General features: G+C 67.6%; 9 protein-coding genes. 1 reads left to right on the top strand and 8 read right to left on the bottom strand.

Annotated features, from left to right (window positions below; genetic code table 11):
* Positions 1-154 precede the first annotated feature (154 nt).
* The 8 genes from dxs to ngcE form a co-directional block, all read right to left on the bottom strand.
* Positions 155-2,077, bottom strand: a complete 1,923-nt coding sequence (gene dxs, locus JGS39_RS00560; protein WP_219566593.1) for a 1-deoxy-D-xylulose-5-phosphate synthase — start codon at positions 2,075-2,077, stop codon at positions 155-157.
* A 409-nt stretch (positions 2,078-2,486) separates the two neighbouring features.
* The gene (locus JGS39_RS00555) at positions 2,487-3,779 is read right to left on the bottom strand and encodes a sugar ABC transporter permease (protein WP_219566492.1); all 1,293 of its coding nucleotides are present in this window, start codon (positions 3,777-3,779) and stop codon (positions 2,487-2,489) included.
* A complete protein-coding gene (locus tag JGS39_RS00550; RefSeq protein WP_219566490.1) occupies positions 3,776-4,564 on the bottom strand; it encodes an ATP-binding cassette domain-containing protein in 789 nt (262 codons plus the stop codon). Before JGS39_RS00550 ends, JGS39_RS00555 begins: the two co-directional genes overlap by 4 nt.
* A 233-nt stretch (positions 4,565-4,797) precedes the next feature.
* On the bottom strand, positions 4,798-5,865 hold the full coding sequence (locus JGS39_RS00545; protein ID WP_371930288.1) for a sugar ABC transporter substrate-binding protein: 1,068 nt from the start codon (positions 5,863-5,865) through the stop codon (positions 4,798-4,800).
* Positions 5,866-5,988: 123 nt separating this feature from the next.
* Entirely contained in the window at positions 5,989-7,188 is a 1,200-nt protein-coding gene (locus JGS39_RS00540) for an ROK family transcriptional regulator (RefSeq protein ID WP_148022260.1), read from the bottom strand.
* 215 nt (positions 7,189-7,403) lie between these two features.
* On the bottom strand, positions 7,404-8,270 hold the full coding sequence (locus tag JGS39_RS00535; RefSeq protein WP_371930486.1) for a carbohydrate ABC transporter permease: 867 nt from the start codon (positions 8,268-8,270) through the stop codon (positions 7,404-7,406).
* Positions 8,271-8,412: 142 nt separating this feature from the next.
* Positions 8,413-9,336, bottom strand: a complete 924-nt coding sequence (locus JGS39_RS00530) for a carbohydrate ABC transporter permease (RefSeq protein ID WP_219566483.1) — start codon at positions 9,334-9,336, stop codon at positions 8,413-8,415.
* Between the two features lie 50 nt (positions 9,337-9,386).
* Positions 9,387-10,832: an N-acetylglucosamine/diacetylchitobiose ABC transporter substrate-binding protein gene (ngcE, locus tag JGS39_RS00525; RefSeq protein WP_219566481.1), complete on the bottom strand. Its 1,446-nt coding sequence runs from the start codon at positions 10,830-10,832 to the stop codon at positions 9,387-9,389.
* 499 nt (positions 10,833-11,331) lie between these two features.
* On the opposite strand from ngcE, the gene JGS39_RS00520 reads away from it, so the two are divergent.
* Positions 11,332-15,177, top strand: coding sequence for a GH92 family glycosyl hydrolase (locus tag JGS39_RS00520; RefSeq protein WP_219566479.1), 3,846 nt, complete (start codon positions 11,332-11,334; stop codon positions 15,175-15,177).
* Positions 15,178-15,220: the final 43 nt, after the last annotated feature.

Here is a 15,220-nt window from a genome sequence, read left to right as displayed (position 1 = left end):
CCCCCGGGCGCGCGCAGCACGCCGCGCACCGCCGTATTTCACGCGAATGGGCCGGTCGGACCACCCGTACGGGGTGGGCGACCGGCCCAATCGGAGTGCGGTGGCAGCCGGGTCGGTCCCGGGCCCGGCCCCATCGCTGTGCGGTGCGGCCGGGTCAGTCCCGGACCGGCTCCACCACGGAACGGGTCTCCGTGTCCGTGTCGTAGCGGCCGTCGAGCCTGGCGACCAGACCGGTGACCTGGCGGGCGATGTCCGGCGCGGTCAGCCCGATCTCGGCCATGACCTCCTTGCGGGAGGCGTGGTCGAGGAAGACCGGCGGGATGCCGAAGTCGCGCAGCGGTACGTCGACGTCGGCGTCGCGCAGCGCCTGGGCGACCGCTGAGCCGACGCCGCCGGCCCTGCTGTTGTCCTCGACGGTGACGACGACCCGGTGCTTCGCCGCGAGCGGGGCCATGGCCTCGTCCACGGGCTTGACCCAGCGCGGGTCCACGACGGTGGTCGAGATGCCCTGGGCGTCGAGCAGGTCCGCGATCTCCAGGCACATCGGAGCGAGCGCCCCGATGGAGACGAGCAGGACGTCCGGACGGGCGGCGGCCGGCTTGCGGAGCACGTCCATGCCGCCGACCGTGCCGACGGCCTTGACCGACGGGCCGACCGCGCCCTTCGAGAACCGGACGACCGTCGGGGCGTCGTCGACCTCGACGGCCTCGCGCAGCTGGGCGCGGACCTGGTCGGCGTCGCGCGGGGCGGCGATCCGGAGCGTCGGCACGCACTGGAGGATCGACATGTCCCACATGCCGTTGTGCGAGGCGCCGTCCGTACCGGTGACTCCGGCCCGGTCGAGGACGAACGTCACACCGCACTTGTGCAGGGCGACGTCCATCAGGACCTGGTCGAAGGCGCGGTTGAGGAAGGTGGCGTATACCGCGAAGACCGGGTGCAGGCCGCCCGTGGCGAGCCCGGCGGCGGAGACCGCGCCGTGCTGCTCGGCGATGCCCACGTCGTAGATCCGGTCCGGGAAGGCCTTCTCGAACTTGGTCAGGCCGACGGGCTGGAGCATGGCCGCGGTGATCGCGACGATGTCCTCGCGCTCCCGGCCGAGCTTGACCATCTCCTCGCCGAACACGGAGGTCCAGTCGAGGCCGGAGGTGGCGACGGGGAGGCCGGTGTCGGGGTGGATCTTGCCGACGGCGTGGAAGCGGTCGGCCTCGTCGAGCAGGGCCGGGGTGTAGCCGCGGCCCTTCTCCGTGAGGCAGTGCACGATGACGGGCCCGCCGAAGCGCTTGGCGCGCTGGAGGGCGGACTCCAGTGCCTCCAGGTCGTGGCCGTCGATCGGGCCGACGTACTTCAGGCCGAGGTCCTCGAACATGCCCTGCGGGGCGATGAAGTCCTTGAGGCCCTTCTTGGCGCCGTGCAGCGTCTCGTACAGCGGCTTCCCGACGACGGGGGTGCGCTCCAGGAGGTCCTTGCCGCGGGCCAGGAAGCGCTCGTAGCCGTCCGTGGTGCGCAGGGTCGCCAGGTGGTTGGCGAGGCCGCCGATGGTGGGTGCGTAGGAGCGCTCGTTGTCGTTGACGACGATGACGAGGGGGCGGTCCTTGGCGGCGGCGATGTTGTTGAGCGCCTCCCAGGCCATACCGCCGGTGAGGGCGCCGTCACCGATGACCGCGACGACGTGGTCGTCCTTGCCCAGCACCTCGTTGGCCTTGGCCAGGCCGTCGGCCCAGCCGAGCACGGTGGAGGCGTGCGAGTTCTCGATGACGTCGTGCTCGGACTCGGCACGCGAGGGGTAGCCGGAGAGGCCGCCCTTGCTCTTGAGCTTCGAGAAGTCCTGGCGGCCCGTGAGGAGCTTGTGCACATAGCTCTGGTGGCCGGTGTCGAAGAGGACCCTGTCCTTCGGGGAGTCGAAGACCCGGTGCAGGGCGATGGTCAGCTCGACCACACCCAGGTTGGGTCCGAGGTGTCCGCCGGTCTTGGAGACGGCGTCGACGAGGAAGGTCCGGATCTCTTCGGCGAGCTGCTCCAGCTGCTCGGGGGTGAGACGGTCCAGGTCACGCGGTCCGCCGATGCGGGCCAGCAGATCCCATCCCTCGCCCGTCACCGCCTGACGCGCTTCGCGCGGCTGTGTCACCGTGCCTCCTTGCGATTGTGCTGGTCGAGCATGCCGATCCGATGAGTCTAACGGCCTCCCTCCCGGCAGGGCGCGGGTGCCCGACGCCCTGCGACTCCGCCTGCGGCCTTGTCGTGGGTCGACGACGCTCCGCGTCGCCCGCCTCCTCCGCCCTGCGATCGAGGCCACAGGACGCCGCTCGCCGATCCGCGCCCTGCCGGGAGTAAGTCCGTAATGTTCCGCCCGCCGCGCCGGACATCGGGCGTGCGTGTGCCGGCCCGCCCCGCGGCCCGTACGTGACAGTGCCCGGCGCCCTGGAAAAGGGCGCCGGGCACGGTCGGGCGTTGCGTGTCACCGGGCCCCGCCGGGCCCGGTGGTGTTACGCGCGGCCTGCGGTCTTCTGGGTCTTGCGCGAGACCGAGTCGATGATCACGGCGATGAGGAGCACGCCACCGGTGATCATGTACTGGATCGCGTTCGACGACAGGTTCATCTGGTTGAGGCCCTGGACGATCGACTGGATGACCAGGATGCCCAGCAGCGCGGACCAGACCTTGCCGCGTCCGCCGAACAGGGACGTACCGCCGATGACGGCTGCGGCGATGCACATCATGAGCTGGTTGCCGCCACCGAGCGAGCGGTCGGCGCCGCCGGTCGCGGAGGCCAGGAAGAGACCGCCGACCGCACCGAGCGTGCCGGAGATCATGAACACCGAGATGCGGATCCAGGACACGTTGATACCGGCACGGCGCGCTGCCTCGATGCCACCGCCGACCGCGAAGATCTGACGGCCGTAGGTGGTGCGGCGCAGAACGAAGTCGGTGATGACCAGGATCGCGAGGAAGATCACCAGGGAGAGCGGGAGGCCCTGCTCCTGGTTGAACGCGTACGCGGCGAGGAGGCACAGGACGGCGAGCAGCGCGGTGCGCAGGATGATCTCGCTCTGCGGGCGGTGCGGCAGCTCGGCGGCCTTGCGGCGGCGCGAGTCGCGCAGCTGCGCGAGGTAGAAGGCGACGATCACGAACACGGCGAGACCGTACGCGGCGGCGACGTCGGCGAAGTAGTAGCTGGTCAGGTCGCGGACGAAGCTGCCGAGCGGGGTCGTGATGGTGGACTTGTCGCCCATCACCCAGGTCTGCAGACCGGCCCAGCCCAGGAAGCCCGCCAGCGTCACGACGAACGCGGGCACGCCGATCTTGGCGAAGACAATGCCGTGGAAGGCGCCGATGACCGTGCCGGACAGGATGCCGACGATGATGGCAAGGGAGTCGGGTATGTCCGTTCCGACCACGGCCCACATCGCACCCGCGAGACCCGCGACGGAACCGACCGCGAGGTCGATCTCGCCGAGCAGCAGCACGAAGACGATGCCCACGGCCATGATGCCGGGGCCCGCCGCGTACAGCGTGATCTGGTCGAGGTTGTACGAGGTGAGGAAGTTGCCGGTCTCGAGCTGGAAGACGATCCCGATGATGATCAGGCCCACCACGACCGGCAGCGAGCCGATCTCGCCCGAGCGGACCTTGCGCTTGAACTCGGTCCAGTAGCCCTTGAAGCCCTGCTCGCGGACGAGCAGGCGGGGGTCGACGACCTTGACTGCGCCGGCCGCTGCCGCGGGAGCCTCGGTGGCCTGGGCCGGGACCGTGGCCGAAGCCTCGTTGGTGTTGCTCACTTGGATGCCTCCGCGCTGCGGGACTTGCGGCGGGTCACGGCGTTGTCGGTGGCGCCCGTGATCGCGGCGATGATTTCTTCGTGGCTGGTCGTCGCCACGGGGAAGATGCCGTTGTTGTGGCCGAGCCGCAGCACGGCGACCTTGTCGGCGACAGCCTTCACATCGGCCATGTTGTGGCTGATGAGGATGACGCCGAGGTTCTGCTCGCGCAGCCGCTCCACCAGGTCGAGGACCTGTGCGGTCTGCTCGACGCCGAGGGCCGCGGTGGGCTCGTCCAGGATCACGATCTTGGGGTTGCCGACCAGGGCACGGGCGATGGCCACGACCTGGCGCTGGCCGCCGGAGAGCGCGGCAACCGGGATACGGACGCTGGGGATACGGATGGAGAGCGTGGACAGGAGGTCCTGTGCCCGCTTCTCCATGGCGACCTCGTCGAGGACGCCGCCCTTCTTGATCTCGCGGCCGAGGAAGAGGTTGGCGACGACATCCAGGTTGTCGCAGAGCGCGAGGTCCTGGTAGACGGTGGCGACGCCGAGGTTCTGGGCGTCGTGCGGACGGTTGATGTCCACCTTCGTGCCCTCCCACTCGATGACGCCCTCATCGATGGGGTGCACGCCGGCGATCGTCTTGACCAGCGTGGACTTTCCTGCACCGTTGTCGCCGACCAGGGCGACCACTTCTCCGGCGTGGACTTCGAGATCGACACCGGAGAGGACCTGGACCGCTCCGAATCGCTTGAAGACTCCACGCAACGCCAGCACGGGCGTCTGTGACACGTGAACCATCTCCTTCGCCGCCTGACCGGCGGGGATGTGCCGCCTGACCGGCGGAGACGCCGCGCCACGAGGGCAGCGTCGACGTACTGGAAGTACTGGGAGGGGAAGAATGTCCGGCACCCGGCCGGCAGCGGGGTGTGGGCCGGCCGAGGCCGGACAGTCGTGGGGCGGGCCGGCCCCGCCGTGCGGGGCGGATCAAACCCGCGCGCGCCAGGGCCTGTTGGCCCTGGCGCGAGGAGGGACTACTTGATGCCCAGTGCGGTGCACTTGGCGGCGATGTCCTTGACGCAGACATCGGCGGCCTTGTAGATGCCGTCCTTGATCACGGTGGACTCGATGTTGTCCTTGTTCACCACGGTCGGCTCGAGCAGCGTGGAGGGAACACCGTCCGTCTTGCCCTGGGCGCCGATGTCCTTGCCCTGGAGCAGGTTGACGGCGAACTGGGCGGCTGCCGGGGCGAGCTGCTTCGGCGACTTGTAGATCGTGAAGGTCTGCGTACCGGCGATGATCCGCTGGATACCGGGGAGCTCGGCGTCCTGGCCACCCACCGGGATGTCCTTGATGCCGGCGTTGCCCAGGGACGTGATGATGCCGCCCGCCATGCCGTCGTTGGCGGAGTAGACGGCGTTGATCTTGCCCTTGCCGACCGAGGAGATCGCGGCGGTCATCTTCTCGCCGGCGATCTTCGGGTCCCACTCGCCCGACGCCTCGTAGGCGATCTTGATCTTGCCGTCGAGGGACGCGTGGGCGCCCTTCTTGAACAGGCCGGCGTTCGGGTCCTTCTCGTCACCGTTGATCATGACGAGGTTGGCGTCGGCCGCCTTGGAGCCCAGGGCGTCGAGGACGGCCTGGCCCTGGAGCCGGCCGATCTTCTCGTTGTCGTGGCTGACGTAGGCGTCGGCACCGACGATGGCGCGGTCGTACGCGACGACCTTGACGCCCTTCTTGTGTGCGTCGGCGACCCACGCGGCGGACTTCTCGGCGTCGACCGAGGAGATCGCGATGACCTTGATGCCGTCGGCGATCTGCTGCTCGAACTGCTGCTTCTGCTGGCCGACGTCACCGGCCGCGTTGTTGTAGACGACCTCGCAGTCCGCGCAGTCCTTCTTGACCGCTTCGATGAACAGCGGCTTGTCCAGCGTCTCGTAGCGAGCGGTCTTGTTCTCCGGGAGCAGCAGACCGATCTTGGTCTTGCTTCCCGAGTCCGCCGAGTCCTTCTTGTCGTCGCCCGCCTTGCCACAAGCGGCGAGGGAGACGGCCATCGAAACGGCGGCCGTGCCTATGACGATGCGTCGCGTCATTGCGTTCATTGCGGGTGTGCCTCCCTGACGAGGCCGCAACGTTGCGGCCGAGGTGGGTTGGAGTCAACTCGGCCGCAGGCTTGGCGTCAAGGAGTAAATTCTTAACGAGATGACAACGGTGCCATTCGTTATCTAAGTGAAGGCAGGCGTCGCCGCGGGGAGGGTGCTCTCCAAAAGGGTTGAATCCCCCATCTCGTTCAGGACGAGGGCCAGGGCACCCAGCACCTCCGCCCGTCCGCCGAGGGCGCCCGGGAGCACCGAGAGCTGTCGTGCGGCGCTGGGGATGGCGTAGCGCGACACGGAGTCGCGGATGGGCCCCAGGACCAGTTCGCCGGCCTCCGCGAGCGAGCCGCCGAGCACGACCCGGCTCGGATTGAGCAGATTGCAGAGGTTGGCCACCCCGCTGCCGATGTGCCGCCCGACGTCGCCGATCACCCGGCGGCAGCCCGGGTCGCCCTCGCGGGCCAGCTGGACCACCCGCTCCATGGTGAGATCGGGCCCGTGGCCGGGCTGGAGCAGGGGCAGGACGTACCGCGCGGCCGCGAAGGTCTCCAGGCACCCGCGGTTGCCGCAGCGGCAGACAGGGCCCGATTCGTCGAGGGTGATGTGGCCGATCTCGCCGGCCGTGCCACCGGGCCCGCGGTAGATGTGCCCGTCGATCACCAGACCGGCGCCGACACCGCTCGCGACCTTGATGTACGCGAGGTCCCGGACCCCCCGGCCGCTCCCCCACACCAGCTCGCCCAGGGCCCCGAGGTTGGCGTCGTTGTCCACGTACACCGGCACGCCCAGGCGTCCGGCGAGCTCTTCGCTGGGGTTGATGCCCGTCCAGCCCGGCAGGATCGACGTGGAGCCCAGCGTGCCGGACTCGACGTCGATCGGGCCGGGAACACCGAGACCCACCCCGATGACCTTGCCGGGGCTGATCCCGGTGGTCTCGATCAGCCGGTTCACCAGCTGTTCCGCCCGTCCGAAGCCCTCGGCCGACGAGGCGTCCACGTCCAGCGGCTCGGACTCCTCGGCGAGCACCTGATGGGCCAGGTTGCCAACCGCCACCCGCAGGTGCGTATGCCCGAAATCGACGCCGATGACGATGCCCGCGTCCCCGCTGAGCGAGACGCTGCGGGCCCGGCGGCCGCCGGCCGAGGTGGGGGTCACCTCGACGGTGCCGCCCTCCTTCAGTTCACGAACGATATTGGAGACGGTGGCCGCGGAGAGGCCCGTGCTCCTGGCGATCTCCGCCTGGGTGAGCGAGCCCGCCATACGTACGGCGCGCACGACCCGCTCAAGGTTGGCGCGATGCAGAGATGTCTGCGACCCCGGAGTCTCCATCGACTCACTCACTCCTGCCATATTCTCCAACATGTGAACCCTAAGCTGACAGTTTTGGGGTGCGCCCCGTCAAGACCTTGAGCAGTCGAAGCCTCGGATGAGCACCGGACCCTCGCACGGCACGCTCCGCGAAATCCCCCTTACACAGACGAACCGCCCGTCGGCGGGATGCCGACGGGCGGTTCGCTGGTTTCGTGCGGGAGGCGCTGCGCGTACTACTTCACCGCACCCGCGGTCAGTCCGGCCACGACCTGGCGCTGGAAGACGATGTAGGCCGCGAGGACCGGGAGCATCGCCATCACCAGACCGGCGAACAGTCCGGACCAGTCGCCCTTGTAGCCCTGGCTGTTGGCCAGTTCGACCAGGCCCTGGGAGAGGACCCGGTGGTCGGGGTCGCTGTTCAGCACCGTGGGCAGCATGTACTGGTTCCACTGCCCCAGGAAGTTGAAGATGCCGACACTGATCAGGCCCGGCTTCGCCATCGGCAGCATCACCTGGAAGAACGTCCGGGTGTGCGAGGCCCCGTCGAGCATCGCCGCCTCCGCCACGGACCCCGGAAGCGTCCGGAAGAAGGCGGTGAGGAAGAAGACGGTGAAGGGCAGCGAGTACGCGATGTAGACCAGGATCAGTCCGTGCGTCGTGTTCAGCAGCCCCATGTTGTTCATCACGAAGAACAGCGGGACCAGCGCCAGGATGATCGGGAAGCTCATCCCGCCGATGAACAGGTAGTACACGAAGCGGTTGCCCGGGAAGTCGAACCGCGCCAGCACGTAGGCCGCCATCGAACCCAGCAGCAGAGTGCCGATGAGTGAGCCCCCGACCACCACGATGGTGTTCAAGAAGTATTCACTCATGTGCGCCTGGCTCCAGGCGCGTGACCAGTTCTCGAAGTGAAGCTTGTCCGGCAGCGCCCACGGCGTCGACAGGATCGAGTCGTCGGTCTTGAACGAGGTCATGACCGCCCAGAGCAGCGGCATGACCACCAGGATCGCCCAGATGATCAGCACGCCGTGCGAGAAGACGTTGAGGACCTTGCCCTCGCCGCTCTTCTTCTTGCCGTCCTGTGCGGGCGCCTTGGACACGGGGGCCGGTTCCGTCACCGTGACCACGGGAGGGGTTTCAGTGGCCTTCACGTGTGCTCACCTCGTACTGTCGAGCCGGCCGCCGGGACCGGGCTGTCTTGCCTGCTGGGGATCCGGGCAACGCGTCCCGGGAAGCACAGCATCAGAACTCCAGCCGCTCGCGCCGGCCCAGACGCATCACGATGGCGGCGAACACCATGGTGACGATGAGCAGCCCCACACCGATCGTGGTCGCGTATCCGGCCTGACCGTCGCGGAAGGCCGTCTGGTAGACGTACAGCGGCAGGACCGAGGTCGCGTAGTCGGGGCCGCCGGGACCGACGGTCATGACCTGTACGGCCGTGAACGCCTCGACCCCGAGCGCCAGGATGCCCATGTAGACCCACCCGGACTGCACGGTGTCCCAGAGCAGCGGCAGGGTGATCTTGAAGAACGTCGTGACGCGGCTGGCCCCGTCCAGGAGCGCGGCCTCGTAGAAGTCCTTCGGAATGGACGCCATTCCGGCGGAGAAGAGGACGACGAAGAATCCGACCGTCGACCAGACCAGAACCACCATGACGCAGATGAGCGCCAGGTTCGGGTCACCCAGCCAGTCCGGCTGGATGGAGTCGAGTCCGACTCCCTTGAGCGCCGAATTCAGCATTCCACTGCGCGGGTTGTACGCGAACTGGAACAGCAGGGCGACGATGACGATCGAGAGCACCTGCGGGAAGAAATAGGCGATCTTGTAGAACCCCGAGCCCCGCACGCCGGAGACCGCGGCGTTCTTGCGCCGCCGGCCTCCGACATTGAGCATGAAGGCGAAGAAGAGCGCGAGGCCCAGCGTCACCAACGGCAGCAGCAGCACGAGCAGCACGCTGTGCTGCAGCGACTTCCAGAAAATGTCGTCCTTGAACATCCTCGTGTAGTTGTCGAGGCCGACCATCTTGAAGTCCGGGCTCAGGCCGGTCCAGTCCGTGAACGAGTAGTAGATGGACTGGATGAACGGCCAGATGACGAAGACCGCATACAACGCCAGTGGGGCTACCAGGAACCCCACAATGAACCGGTACTTGCCGTGCTGCATCGTTTACCGACCCCGATCTTTCCGCGGGTGCCGCCGCTGGTGACGGTTACTCACTGGTGCTTGTACTTCTTGACGGACGAGTCCTTGGCCGCGGCGTCCGCGTAGCCCTGGATCTTCTTGATGGCCTCGGCGGGCGTCAGACGCCCGGCCATCATCTCGCCGATGCCGGCGGTGCCGATCTGCTCCTTCTGGAGCTTCACGTACCAGTCCTGCAGGCGCGGGTTCACCACGTTGTCGCCGGCCTTCTTCAGCGCGTCGACACCGGCCTGCATGGCCGTGGAGAGGGTCAGGCCGTCGGTGCCGCCGTTGAAGGCGCTCAGGGACTTGACCTGCTTGGTGAAGTTCTTCGAGGACTCCTCGGAGAGCATGATGCGCAGCTGCTCCATGCCGCCCTGCGGGTTCTTCGCCTTGGCCGGGACGACGAAGGGCTCGCCGCCGGACGCCCAGATGGTGCCGAAGGGCAGCTTGTCCGACGAGTCGAGGCCGGAGGGGGCCGCGACCATCATCTTGAAGTCCTTGGGCGTGGTCGGGGCCGCCTCGTTCTCCACCCACGAACCGTTCGGGATGAAGAGCGCCTTGCCCTTGGTCCACTCGGTCTGCGACTGGATGTGGGTCAGGCCCGGGGTGCCCTTGAGGATGTAGCCCTTCTGCTGAAGCTCGTAGTACGCCTCGAACGCCGCCTTGACGGCGGGGTCCTTCCAGGCGTTCGGCTCCAGGTTGTCGATCTTGTCGAGAACCTCCCGGCCGCCGATCTTGGCGATGAACGGGTAGAGCGAGAACGGCAGGTAGTACGGGTACTTGCCCGGGTACGTCCAGCCGGCGACGCCCTGCTTCTTCGCCTTCGCGCACAGGGCGAGCATGGCATCCCAGTCCTCGGGATACTCGGCGTCCAGCTTCTCCAGGTTGGTCTGCGAGTACCAGACGCCGTAGACGGTGTACGCGTAGTACATGATCCAGACCGGGTCCCCGTCGAACTGACCCATCTCCAGGACACCCGGGCGCAGCGTGTCGCGGACCTTCTTGTTCGGGTCGTCGATGGACGGGGCGTCCATCAGCGCCGTCAGGTCCGCCAGCTGCTTCTTGTCGACGAGGACACCCATGTCCATCTGCTCGGCACCTGAGTTGTCGATCAGGTCCGGCGGGGTGCCGCCGTTGAAGCGCGGCTGCAGCTGCGACTGGATCTTCTGGGTCGCGGAGTGCTTGACCTTGGCCTTCGGGAAGGCCGCGGTGTACTTCTTCTCGGCGTCGATCGCGTACTGCTGGCCGAAGCCGCCGTCGAAGATGACCACGTCGAGCGCGGCCGTCTCGTTGACGCCCAGCGGGTTCTTCGCGCTGGTCTTGCCCTTCTCGACCTGGTCGTCGCCGCCGCCGTCGCTGCTCGCACAGGCCGACAGGAAGCTCATCGTCGGAACGGTGATCAGACCGAGTGCGGCAGACCGCTTGATCAGATCGCGACGGCCAAGGCCCTCATTCTTGTGGCCGGAGGTGGATCCCATGCTCAAGTCCTCGCCTTCTCCAGGACTCAGGCGGTGTGTACCGGTCGCCCGTCGAAATTCGCCTCAGGCGAAGGGCCCCGCCACCGCGGTCAGTTGCGCTTGGGTGGTACAGATTTCAGGCTAGCCATTGCAGTGGGGGGCACGGGGAGACCGAACAGCGGACGCACCTGCGGCGCCCCGTTGTCCTGCCCCCGTGTCTCCCCTGACCGCACAGTTGGAAAGAAGCTGTGCAGACGCCGACAGGTATAGTCCACTTGCCGCCAACTGAGCAAGATCGAATGCAGGTTTGGACGGCAGTCTTTCCCGAGTTGAGACCTCGCGGATACCTCGGCACCGCACGGCCTCCTTCGGATGTAACGATTTCCGCATTCCGGTCGATTCGAACACCGGCTCTGATCCAACACCCTTGACACCAACCGCCACTTCACTCCCTACTGGTTCCTGCGCCCCCCTATGACAACGTTGTCCAAGCGCACTTCCTCGGGAGGAATGGCTCGGCATGCAGCCCCGACATGGTTCTCGCAAGAGACAAAGCAGCACGGCCGCGCTGATAGCGGCCTCACTCGTCCTGCTCGTGACCGCCCCCACAGCGGCCGCCGCCACCTCGGCCGGCGCGGGCGCGAAGGGCCAGAAGGCCGCCGGTGACCGGACCTTCAGCTCGTCCTTCGAGGCGGACGAAAAGCAGCCGGACTGGCGTAATACCGTGGAAGAAGGCCCCGACGGAAAGAAGCGGGCATCGGGTATCGATGGCGGCTTCTCCGCCGGAATACCGGGCAATGTGACCGACAAGGTGACAGATGTCCGCGCCAGCGACGAGAACTCCGGCGGCGGCGAGGTGAAGGAAAACCTCGTCGACGGCGAATCCGGTACGAAGTGGCTGTCGTTCGAGCCCACCGCCTGGGCCGAGTTCGACCTGGTCGAGCCGGTCAAGGTCGTGACGTACGCGCTGACCTCGGCCGACGACCACGACGAGCGGGACCCGAAGGACTGGACCCTTCAGGGCTCCGAGGACGGCAAGACCTGGACCGACCTGGACACCCGGACCGGCCAGACCTTCAGCGAGCGCTTCCAGACCAAGTCGTACGACTTCACGTCGGACAAGGCCTACCAGCACTTCCGCCTGGACATCACGAAGAACAACGGCGCTCCGGACGCGACCCAGCTCGCCGACGTCCAGTTCTCCGACGGGGACACCTCCGCCCCCGCCCCCGACGACATGCGCAGCCAGATCGACCGCGGCCCGTCCGGCTCCCCCACCGCCAAGGCCGGCGCGGGCTTCACCGGAAAGAAGGCGCTGCGGTACGCGGGCACGCACAAGGCCGACGGCCGGGCGTACTCGTACAACAAGATCTTCGACGTCAACACGGCCGTCACCCGGGACACCGAACTTTCCTACCTGGTGTACCCCCAGATGGGCGAGACGGACCTGTCCTACCCGGCCACGCACGTCGCGGTGGACCTCGCGTTCACGGACGGCACCTACCTGAGCGACCTGCGCGCCACCGACACCAACGGCGGGCTGCTGACCCCCGGCGGCCAGGCCGACGCCAAGCGGCTGTACGTCAACCAGTGGAACAAGGTCGACGCGCGGATCGGCACGGTCGCGGCCGGCAAGACCGTCGACCGGATCCTCGTCGCGTACGACTCCCCCAAGGGCCCGTCGAAGTTCCAGGGCTGGATCGACGACGTCAAGATCGCCCCGAAGGCGCCCGAGAAGCGCAAGAAGCACCTCTCGGACTACGCCTCGACCGTCCGCGGCACCAACTCCAGCGGCGGCTTCTCGCGGGGCAACAACTTCCCCGCCACCGCGGTCCCCAATGGCTTCAACTTCTGGACGCCGGTCACCAACGCCGGATCGACCAGTTGGCTGTACGACTACGCGCGCGGCAACAACGACGACAACCTGCCCACGCTGCAGGCCTTCAGCGCCAGCCACGAGCCGAGCCCCTGGATGGGCGACCGGCAGACCTTCCAGCTGATGCCGTCGGCGGCCTCCGGCACCCCGGACGCCTCGCGCACGGCCCGCGCGCTGCCGTTCAAGCACGAGAACGAGACGGCGAGGCCCCACTACTACGGGGTGACGTTCGAGAACGGTCTCAAGGCCGAGATGACGCCGACCGACCACGCGGCACGGATGCGGTTCACGTATCCGGGCAAGGACGCGAGCATGGTCTTCGACAACGTCTCCAACGACGGCGGTCTGACCCTGGACCCGGGGACGAGCTCCTTCACGGGCTTCTCCGACGTGAAGAGCGGCGGCTCGACCGGAGCCACCAGGCTCTTCGTATACGGCGTCTTCGACGCCCCCGTCACCGGCAGCGGCAAGCTCTCCGGCGGCGGCGGTGACGACGTCACGGGTTACCTGCGCTTCGACGCGGGCAAGGACCGCACCGTCAACCTGCGGCTGGCTACCTCGCTGATCAGCATCGACCAGGCGAAGCAGAACCTCGCCGCCGAGATCCCCGCCTCGCGCTCCTTCGACCGGGTCGAGGGCAAGGCCCAGGACGCCTGGGACGACCTGCTGGGCAAGGTCGAGGTCGAGGGCGCGTCCGCCGACCAGCTGACCACGCTGTACTCCAGCATGTACCGGCTGTACCTCTACCCGAACTCGGGCTTCGAGAAGGTCGGGGAGAAGGACAAGTACGCCTCCCCGTTCTCCCCGCAGGTCGGCTCGGACACCCCGACGCACACCGGCGCGAAGATCGTCGACGGCAAGGTGTACGTCAACAACGGCTTCTGGGACACCTACCGGACGACGTGGCCGGCGTACTCCTTCCTCACGCCGAAGAAGGCCGGCGAGATGGTCGACGGCTTCGTCCAGCAGTACAAGGACGGTGGCTGGATCTCCCGCTGGTCCTCCCCCGGCTACTCGGACCTGATGACGGGCACCTCCTCGGACGTCGCGTTCGCGGACGCGTACGTCAAGGGCGTGGACTTCGACGCGGAGGCCGCTTACGACGCCGCGCTGAAGAACGCCACGGTCGTCCCGCCGTCCTCGGGCGTCGGCCGCAAGGGCATGGAGACGTCCCCGTTCGCCGGGTACGCCAACACCTCCACCCACGAGGGCCTGTCCTGGTCGCTGGAGGGCTACCTCAACGACTACGGCATCGCGCAGATGGGCCAGGCCCTCTACAAGAAGACGCACAAGCAGCACTACAAGGACGAGTCCGAGTACTTCCTGAACCGGGCCCGCAACTACGTCGAGCTCTTCGACGACAAGGCGGGCTTCTTCCAGGGCAAGGACGCCAAGGGTGACTGGCGGCTCCCGTCCGACCAGTACGACCCGCGGGTCTGGGGCTACGACTACACGGAGACCAACGGCTGGGGCTACGCCTTCACCGCTCCGCAGGACAGCAAGGGCCTCGCCAACCTGTACGGCGGCCGGGACGGTCTGGCCAAGAAGCTGGACACGTACTTCTCCACCCCCGAGACGGCGGGCCCCGAGTTCGTCGGCTCGTACGGCGGCGTCATCCACGAGATGACGGAGGCCCGTGACGTACGGATGGGCCAGTACGGCCACAGCAACCAGGTCGCGCACCACGTCACGTACATGTACGACGCGGCCTCGCAGCCGTACAAGACGCAGGAGAAGGTCCGCGAGGTCCTGAGCCGCCTGTACACGGGCAGCGAGATCGGCCAGGGGTACCACGGCGACGAGGACAACGGCGAGCAGTCGGCCTGGTTCCTCTTCTCCTCCCTCGGCTTCTACCCGCTGGTCATGGCCAGTGGCGAGTACGCGATCGGCTCGCCGCTCTTCACCAAGACCACCGTGCACCTGGAGAACGGCCACGACCTGGTCGTCAAGGCGCCGAAGAACAGCGCGAAGAACATCTACGTGCAGGGCCTGAAGGTCAACGGCAAGAAGTGGACCTCCACCTCGCTGCCGCACGACCTGCTGGCCAAGGGCGGCGTGCTGGAGTTCGACATGGGCTCGAAGCCGTCGGCCTGGGGCACCGGCAAGGACGCCGCCCCGGTCTCCATCACCAAGGACGACAAGGTGCCGACGCCGAAGAAGGACGTCCTGAAGGGCGAGGGCGCACTGTTCGACAACACCTCGGCCACGACGGCCGCCGTCTCCACGGTGGAGCTGCCGGTCCCGTCGGCGACGGACGCGGTCCAGTACACGCTGACGTCGGGCGAGGCCGCCAAGGCGCCGAGCGGCTGGGTGCTGCAGGGCTCGTCGGACGGCACGACGTGGAAGGACCTCGACAAGCGGTCCGGCCAGTCGTTCGCCTGGGACAAGCAGACGAGGGCCTTCACGGTGAACGCGCGCGGTTCGTACGCGCACTACCGGCTGGTGCTCAGCGGTGAGTCGACGCTCGCGGAGGTCGAGCTGATCTCCTGAGCTCCCGAGCTCCTGTTGAACGACCGGCCGGTACCTCCTTGCG

The sequence above is a fragment of the Streptomyces poriferorum genome, from assembly GCF_019399235.1.
GTDB classification, from domain to species: domain Bacteria; phylum Actinomycetota; class Actinomycetes; order Streptomycetales; family Streptomycetaceae; genus Streptomyces; species Streptomyces poriferorum.
This window is presented reverse-complemented; position numbering and strand designations above follow the sequence as displayed.